Source organism: Streptomyces sp. NPDC007346 (assembly GCF_040703535.1).
Classification (GTDB): Bacteria; Actinomycetota; Actinomycetes; order Streptomycetales; family Streptomycetaceae; genus Streptomyces.
Genome location: NZ_JBEYKR010000240.1, coordinates 1 through 6,804, shown reverse-complemented (window position 1 = coordinate 6,804; position 6,804 = coordinate 1). Strand labels below are relative to the sequence as shown.

The following is a 6,804-nucleotide window of genomic DNA, read 5'->3' as shown; positions in this document are numbered from 1 at the left end:
TGTCGTCGCCCTGCTGCTGCGCGTGGCGTTGACGGCGGCGGCACGGGACGGCGATCTGGTCCGGGTCACCGTTGTGGTGGCCGCCCCCTCGGGGGACCCGCGCGGATGCGCGCTCGGGGCGAGCGTGCTGCCGCTGGCCCTGGCGGGGATGGGGGCGGGAGCGGCCGTCACGCTGCTGGGGCTGCGCGGGGCGCGGGCGGCGCTGGCCCTGGCCGGATCGGCCGCACTGGTGGGTCTGGCCGCCGCGGCCGTGGCGCACAGCTGGCTCGGCGCCATCACGGGCGACTGGTGGACGGAGGCCGGCGTCCTCGGCCTGACGGTCCTGGCCATCAGCGCGGCGGTGGCGGGGCTCGCCGCCCTGCTCGGCCCACGCGGGCTCGGCCTCGGCGCGCTGCTGATGGTCCTGCTGGGCAACTCCTTCTCCGGGGTCACCAGCGCCCCACAGCTGCTCCCCGAGCCGGTCGGCGCGATCGGCCAGTGGCTGCCGCCGGGCGCGGGCGGATCACTGCTGCGCTCGGTCGCGTTCTTCGACGGCAGCGCGGCGGGCGGTGCCGTGCTGACGCTCGCGCTCTGGTCGGGGCTCGGCCTGGCGGCGGTCCTGGTCGCCGGCCGGCGGGGTACGGCGGCCGTGCCGGCCGGAGTTCAGGCGCCGGAGTCGCCCTGATGGCGGTGCTCGGCGGCGATGCCGAACCGCTGCCGTTCGCCGGGGGCCGGCGCGGCGGAGCCGATCGAGGAGACCGAGCTGATCACCTGCTCCTCGGCCACGGCCTCCTCCCCTTCGAGCCGTTCCAGGTCGGCGGCGGACACCAGCGCGACGAGCGGCTTGCCGTGCCGCGTCACGACCACCCGTTCACCGCCGTAGACGACGCGGTTGATCAGGTCGGCGAGCTCCGCCCGTGCTTGCGTCACCGGAATCTCGTAAGCCATGGCCCCAGCTTAAGGCGCGCGCGCAACCGCCAGGGGCGCCCTCCGGCATCCGCACGGCCGGCCCCCCGGGAGGCCGGCCGGGCAAGGCGTGACCACCACTCCCCCGTGCTTTGGTCACAACTCCGTCACCACCGGAACGTTCAGCTCCTGCGGGCACATCCGATTCACTAGCTTCGTACCTCTGACAACTGCCTTGGGGTACAGATGAATTGGAACGACCCGCAGCACCCGTCGCAGCAGCCGAACTGGGGGCAGCCCACACCCGTCCCGCCACCGAGCCCCGCGTCCGGCCCCCGGTGGGCCCGCAAGCGCGTCGTCCTCCCTGCCGCCGGTGTGCTGCTCCTGCTCGGCGTGGGGATCGGCGCCGCGGGTGAGCAGCCGGAGACCGTGCCGGCGGCGGCGGTGAAGACCGAGCCGGGGCCGACGGTGACCGTCACCGTGACGGAGACGGCGAAGGTCACGGTGACGGCCAGTCCGGAGCCGGCCCCCACGGTCACGAAGATCAAGGAGGTACGGGTGACCGTCACCGCACCCCCGCCGGAGCCTGCCGCCGCCGCGCCCGACCCGGTGTACGACGATGACGACGACTCGGGCGCGGGGTCGACGTACTACAAGAACTGCACCGCCGTCCGCGCCGCCGGAGCCGACCCCATCAGGGCGGGCGAACCGGGGTACGGGCGGCACCTGGACCGCGACGGTGACGGGATCGCCTGCGAGTAGCCCCCTGCCGGGGCTCGCCCTGACCCTCACCCCGAGAACCTCTCTCCTCGCCGAACACCCCCACCCGTTCTGTACGTCCTGTACATTTCTGACGGGGTGTTCGCGTGCGGCTTCGTCCTGCGCCGCCCCTGCGTTCCTTCACGCACCGAGGAGAGGGGCTCCGCCATGATCCGACCCGCCGCCCGCTACGTACTGCCCGAGTTCACCGAGCGCACCTCAGCCGGAGCCCGGACCCAGGACCCGTACTCCAAGCTCCTGTCCGAGCGGATCGTCTTCCTCGGGAGTCCGATCGACGACACCGCGGCGAGCGATCTGATCGCGCAGCTCATGTACCTGGAGCACGCCGACCCGGACCGGCCGCTGTCGCTCTACATCAACTGCCCCGGCGGCTCGTTCGGCGCGATGGCGGCGGTCTACGACACGATGCGGTTCCTGACGTGCGACGTGGAGACCTTCTGCCTGGGACAGGCCTGCTCCTACGCGGTCGCCCTTATGGCGGCCGGAGCCCCAGGGCGCCGGCACGCCCTGCCCGGCGCGCGGGTGGTCCTCGCGCAACCCGCCCTGGCGGAGCCGCTGCGGGGCCGGCCGGCCGACCTGGAGGTCCAGGCGCGCGAACTGGTCCGTATCCGCGAGCTGTTCACGGCCATGCTGGTCCGGCACACCGGCCGGACCGCCGAGCAGGTAACCGCCGGCATCGAACGCGACACCGTCCTCGATGCGAAGGCGGCCCTCGCCCACGGGCTGGTGGACCACGTCGTGAAGAACCGCTAGTCGGCCAGAGCGCGGACGAAGCGGGAGGTCAGGGCCGTGGGCGCGGTGATGGCCGTGCCCACGACGACGCTGTGGGCGCCGCGCGCGAGGGCCTCGGCCGCTTCCTCGGGGGTGTTGATACGGCCTTCGGCGACGACCGGCACGGAGACGGCGGCCGAGAGGGCGGCCACGAGACCCAGGTCCGGGCCGGTCTGCTCAGGGGTGCCCGGGACGTAGCCGGACAGGGTCGTGGAGACGAAGTCGGCCCCCTGCCCGGCGGCGGCGATCCCCTCGGCGAGCGTGGAGACATCGGCCATGACCAGGGCGCCCGCCCCGTGCACGGCCGTGACCAGCTCGGCGAAGGTGGAGCCGTCCGGGCGCGGCCGGTCGGTGGCGTCGGCGGCGACCACGGCCGCGCCGGCCTCGGCGACGGCCAGGGCGTGCCGGACCGTCGGGGTGATGTAGACGCCGGTGTCGCCGTCCTTCCACAGGCCGATGACCGGCAGGCCCACCGCCTCCACGATCGCCGCGACGACCTCCGGCTCGTTGGCGCGGATCGCGCTGCCGCCGCCGGCGGCTGCCGCCAGGGCGAGGCGTACCAGGGTGGCGGTCTCCCGCATCGGGTCGCCGGGGGGCGCCTGGCAGGAGACGATCAGCCGGCCCCTGAGCGTGTCGGTCAGATCCTGTGCGGTCATCGGGCAACTCCCGGGTGGTGGAGGGGCAGTGTGGTGGTCAGGGCCGCGGCGCCCCGTACGGCGGCGTCGTGGCCCAGGAGCGGGGGCTCGGGCCGGAGCCCCCGCAGCGGGGGCATCAGCTCGGAGGCGAAGGCGGCGGCCAGCGCGTCGCCGTGCAGCGCACCGATCCGGGGGACTCCCCCGCCGACGACGACCCGGTCGGGGCCGAGGGCGTTGGCGAGGCCGCCGAGGACGCGGCCGGCCGCCGTCGCACCGGTGGTGATGGCGTGTTCGGCGGCCCGATCGCCGTGGGCGGCGCGGTCCGCGACCGTTTCGAGCCGGTCCACCGGGGCCCCGGTGAGCCGCTCGTAGTGGGCGGTGATGCCGGGTCCGGAGGCGATGACCTCCAGGTGTCCGGTGGCGCCGCAGGTACAGGGCAGTCCGGCCGCTTCGGCGCTGGGCAGATGGCCGAGGTGGCCGGCGATGCCGGCCGCGCCGTGGAGCATCCGTCCGTCGACGGCGAGGGCGCCGCCCACGCCCGTGCCGATGGCCGCGAACAGCAGCGAGCCCTGGCCCCCCGGCAGGGCGTCGAGCTCCGGCCCCGCGGTGGCCCGTACGTCGTTGTCGCAGGCCACGGGGGTGCCCGTACGGTCCGCCAGACCGGTGCCGAGGGCGGTGCCGGCCCAGCCGCGGATGGAGTCGGTGGCGCTGGTGACGATGCCGCTGCGGGGGTCGACGACCCCGGCGGCGGCGATGCCGACCGCCGTGGCCAGGCGGCCCGGGTCCACCTCGGCCGCCGCGGCGGCGAGTGCGTCGAGCACCGCGGCCGCGCCGTCCCGGGCCGGGGTGGGCCGGGTGTGCCGGGCCAGCACCCGGCCGTCGGCGCCGAAGAGCGCGGCTGCGATCTTCGTACCGCCGAGGTCCAGGCCGATCACCGGGGCGCCGGTCGCCCGCGCGGTCATCGGACCGGCGGCAGACCGGCGCCGCTCAGCCGCTCCGCGACGCGCGCGACGGACTCGGCGGACAGCGGGATCTGGGGGAAGGCGGTGGCGCCGTTGTCGATGACGCCGAGCAGCCGCAGCGCCTCCTTGAAGGAGCCGAGCGCCGACGAGCTGCGGCCCATGTCCTGTTCCGGGCCGACGTCGACCATCGCGAACAGCTCGACGAGCCGCTCCTGCTCCTGGGCGGCAAGCGCCCAGTCACCGGCTCGCGCGGCGTCGTACAGGCGTACGTAGCCGGCCGGGTCCACGTTGCCGATGCCGGGTACGACACCGTCGGCTCCGGCCAGCAGGGCCGCGTCCACGGTGAGTTCGGAGCCGGTCAGCACGCTGAAGTGCGGTGCCGGGCCCTGGGCCCGGCCGTCCCGTCCGCCGAGCTCCACGAGGAGCCTGCGCGTGCCGCCCTCGTCACCGCTGCTGTCCTTGAGGCCGGCCAGGGTTCCGTCCTCGGCCAGCTCGCGCACCAGAGCGGTGGAGAGCTTGGAGTGCACGGCGACCGGGATGTCGTAGGCGAACGGCGGCAGGTCGACGGCGGCACGCAGCCGCCGGAAGTGTCCGGCGATCTCCTTCGGGTGCGTGCGGGTGTAGAAGGGCGCGGTGGCGACGAGGGCGTCCGCGCCCAACGACAGGGCGGTCCGGGCGTGTTCGGTCACCCGGGCGGTCGTCGTGTCGATGGTCCCGGCGAGAACCGGGACCCGGCCGGCGGCCGCGGTGACCACGGTCTCCAGGGCGCTCGCGCGCTGGACATCGGTCAGATAGGCGACCTCGCTGGTGGAGCCGAGTGCGAAGAGACCGTGCACGCCGCTGTCGACGAGGTGGCCGACGAGCCGGCCCAGGGAAGCCGTGTCGACCTCCCCGCGGTCGTCCAGCGGGGTGCAGACCGGCGGCACGACGCCGCGCAGCAGTGAGGGCAGGGACATGGTGATGGGGCTCCAGCTTGACTCGGACCGGCGGTCTGCCGCGGCGAGAGGGATGAGACCGAGACATGAGACGTAAGATGTCTGATGTCTTGGGCTCACCTTAGACCGCCGCCCAGGCCACCGGTCAAGAGGGGAAGGGCACGCCGGGGGCGGGGCGAGGGCCCTGCGGGAGGACCGTCGCCCCGCCTCGGCCGTGCACATCGGGCGGGCGACCGCATGCGGACGGGTGGAGCCGCGGCCTGCCCGGCGCCGGTGGTCACGGAGTCACGGTCACCGACCTGCTGCCCGAGGCCTGCTTGCCGTCGGACTTGTAGGTCACGGTCAGCTCGGCCGTCCCCGAGGCGCCCGCCGGGATCGTGACCGGGACCTTGATGTTCGCGCCCTCGCCCGGCCGCGTGGCCGGGAACGCCACCTGCTCGGTCGCCCAGCCGCCGGGGACCGTCAGGTCGAGCGTCCCCGCGCTGCGGGTGACGTCCATCCGGTTGACGACCCGGACGGTCACCTCCGTGGTCGTCCCCGCCTTCATCGTGGCGGGAGGCGTGATGGTGATGTCCGCGCAGGTGCCGCCGAGCCACTTCAGGTCGAAGGAGGAGTAGGTGATGTGCTTGTAGTCGTCGCGCTCGTAGAGCAGCCCGAGCCGGCCGTCCGGCAGCCGGGTCAGCGTCGAGTAGGCGGCGCTGTTCGGGTCGACGACCTTCCGGATCGGCCAGGTCCTGCCGTTGTCGCACGACATCTTCACGGTGAGGTTGCTCCGCGAGGTGCTGTCCGTGTTGCTGAACAGCAGCCATGACGCCTGGGGGTGGGAGGCGGGGACGTCCGGGGCGTACCGGATGACCGAGCCGTTGTTCGCCGGGTCGCGCAGGCCGGTGTCCTGGGTGAACGGCGTGTAGTTGACGCCGCCGTCCGTGGAGTAGGCGATGGTCCGGTAGGGCGCGGAACGGTTGTTGAGCATGATCCGGCCGTCGCTGAGTTCGACCGTCTTGTTCTCGTCACCGCCCGGACCGACCGGGTTGCCCATCTTCCAGGTCGCTCCGTGGTCGTCGCTGTAGGCGCTGACCGCGTAGTTGGCGCCGTTGTGGCGGATGGCGTACTGCTGGATCAGGCGGCCCTTGTACGCGCCGGCGCGCACCTGGATGCCTTCGCCGGAGGCCGCGAACATGCCGCCCCAGGCGGGGTTCTTGATCTGCTGGGTGATGCGGCGGTGGGCCCAGGTCACCCCGTCGTCGTCCGAGTAGCTGTAGTCGGCCTGGAGGACGTCCGGGTCGGTCTCGTCGTTGCCGGTGGCCGAGCCGAAGAAGCCCTGGTTCACGGAGCCCGCGTAGAAGACGAAGATGCGTCCCGTCGTGCGGTCCACGAGCAGGCTGGGGTCGCCGTAGCCCTTGGGGGCGGCTTCCTTGCGGACCACCTGCTGGCTCTGCCAGGTGGCCCCGCCGTCGGTGCTGCGCCGCAGGACCACACCGAGGTTGCCGGGCAGGTCGCCGAGGGTGGGCCGGGTGTCGTAGGCGGCGAGCAGGGTGCCCTTGACGGAGGTCGTCAGCGCGGGGATGCGGTAGTGGGGGGAGCCGACTCCCTGGGTCGCGATGTCCTGGGAGGTCAGTTCGCCGGGGGCGGCGGTGGCGCTGTGTGCGGTGCCTGCCGTGGCGGCCAGCATGACGGCGGCGGACAGGATGGCCAGGGGGGCTCTGCGCTGCATGGACGATCTCTCTTCTCGTGAGGGGGAGACGTGCGGACGGAGAGGGACGCGCGGCGGGCGGGGCCCGCGCGTCAGGGGAGGACCGGCCACTTCCGCCAGGCCGGCCATGGCGCGCTGGAAGG

Annotated in this window: 7 protein-coding genes and 1 pseudogene; 3 read left to right on the top strand and 5 right to left on the bottom strand. The window is 74.0% G+C overall.

What is annotated here, in order from left to right; all coding sequences use genetic code 11:
• Positions 1 to 664, top strand: a pseudogene (locus tag AB0917_RS33125) (ABC transporter permease); the annotation flags it as partial.
• Here AB0917_RS33125 and AB0917_RS33120 read toward each other — a convergent pair.
• Positions 643 to 927: a type II toxin-antitoxin system Phd/YefM family antitoxin gene (locus AB0917_RS33120; protein WP_366823420.1), complete on the bottom strand. Its 285-nt coding sequence runs from the start codon at positions 925 to 927 to the stop codon at positions 643 to 645. The pseudogene AB0917_RS33125 and the gene AB0917_RS33120 overlap by 22 nt on opposite strands.
• Before the next feature lie 204 nt (positions 928 to 1,131).
• On the opposite strand from AB0917_RS33120, the gene AB0917_RS33115 reads away from it, so the two are divergent.
• Together AB0917_RS33115 and AB0917_RS33110 are read left to right on the top strand one after the other, a co-directional pair.
• Positions 1,132 to 1,647, top strand: a complete 516-nt coding sequence (locus AB0917_RS33115; RefSeq protein ID WP_366823419.1) for an excalibur calcium-binding domain-containing protein — start codon at positions 1,132 to 1,134, stop codon at positions 1,645 to 1,647.
• A 165-nt stretch (positions 1,648 to 1,812) separates the two neighbouring features.
• A complete protein-coding gene (locus tag AB0917_RS33110; RefSeq protein WP_366823418.1) occupies positions 1,813 to 2,418 on the top strand; it encodes an ATP-dependent Clp protease proteolytic subunit in 606 nt (201 codons plus the stop codon).
• On the opposite strand, the gene AB0917_RS33105 is transcribed toward AB0917_RS33110, so the two are convergent.
• The 4 genes from AB0917_RS33105 to AB0917_RS33090 form a co-directional block, all read right to left on the bottom strand.
• A complete protein-coding gene (locus AB0917_RS33105; RefSeq protein WP_366823417.1) occupies positions 2,415 to 3,092 on the bottom strand; it encodes a putative N-acetylmannosamine-6-phosphate 2-epimerase in 678 nt (225 codons plus the stop codon). The genes AB0917_RS33110 and AB0917_RS33105 overlap by 4 nt on opposite strands.
• A complete protein-coding gene (locus AB0917_RS33100; RefSeq protein ID WP_366823416.1) occupies positions 3,089 to 4,033 on the bottom strand; it encodes an ROK family protein in 945 nt (314 codons plus the stop codon). The genes AB0917_RS33105 and AB0917_RS33100 overlap by 4 nt, the downstream gene beginning before the upstream one ends.
• Positions 4,030 to 4,989, bottom strand: a complete 960-nt coding sequence (locus AB0917_RS33095; RefSeq protein ID WP_366823415.1) for a dihydrodipicolinate synthase family protein — start codon at positions 4,987 to 4,989, stop codon at positions 4,030 to 4,032. Before AB0917_RS33095 ends, AB0917_RS33100 begins: the two co-directional genes overlap by 4 nt.
• A 256-nt stretch (positions 4,990 to 5,245) precedes the next feature.
• On the bottom strand, positions 5,246 to 6,682 hold the full coding sequence (locus tag AB0917_RS33090) for an exo-alpha-sialidase (RefSeq protein ID WP_366823414.1): 1,437 nt from the start codon (positions 6,680 to 6,682) through the stop codon (positions 5,246 to 5,248).
• Between the last annotated feature and the right edge of the window lie 122 nt (positions 6,683 to 6,804).

Bases quoted from the DNA above. Each gene is read 5' to 3' on its own strand.
- AB0917_RS33120 (WP_366823420.1), bottom strand. From the start codon at position 927: ATGGCTTACGAGATTCCGGTGACGCAAGCACGGGCGGAGCTCGCCGAC.
- AB0917_RS33115 (WP_366823419.1), top strand. From the start codon at position 1,132: ATGAATTGGAACGACCCGCAGCACCCGTCGCAGCAGCCGAACTGGGGG.
- AB0917_RS33110 (WP_366823418.1), top strand. From the start codon at position 1,813: ATGATCCGACCCGCCGCCCGCTACGTACTGCCCGAGTTCACCGAGCGC.
- AB0917_RS33105 (WP_366823417.1), bottom strand. From the start codon at position 3,092: ATGACCGCACAGGATCTGACCGACACGCTCAGGGGCCGGCTGATCGTC.
- AB0917_RS33100 (WP_366823416.1), bottom strand. From the start codon at position 4,033: ATGACCGCGCGGGCGACCGGCGCCCCGGTGATCGGCCTGGACCTCGGC.
- AB0917_RS33095 (WP_366823415.1), bottom strand. From the start codon at position 4,989: ATGTCCCTGCCCTCACTGCTGCGCGGCGTCGTGCCGCCGGTCTGCACC.
- AB0917_RS33090 (WP_366823414.1), bottom strand. From the start codon at position 6,682: ATGCAGCGCAGAGCCCCCCTGGCCATCCTGTCCGCCGCCGTCATGCTG.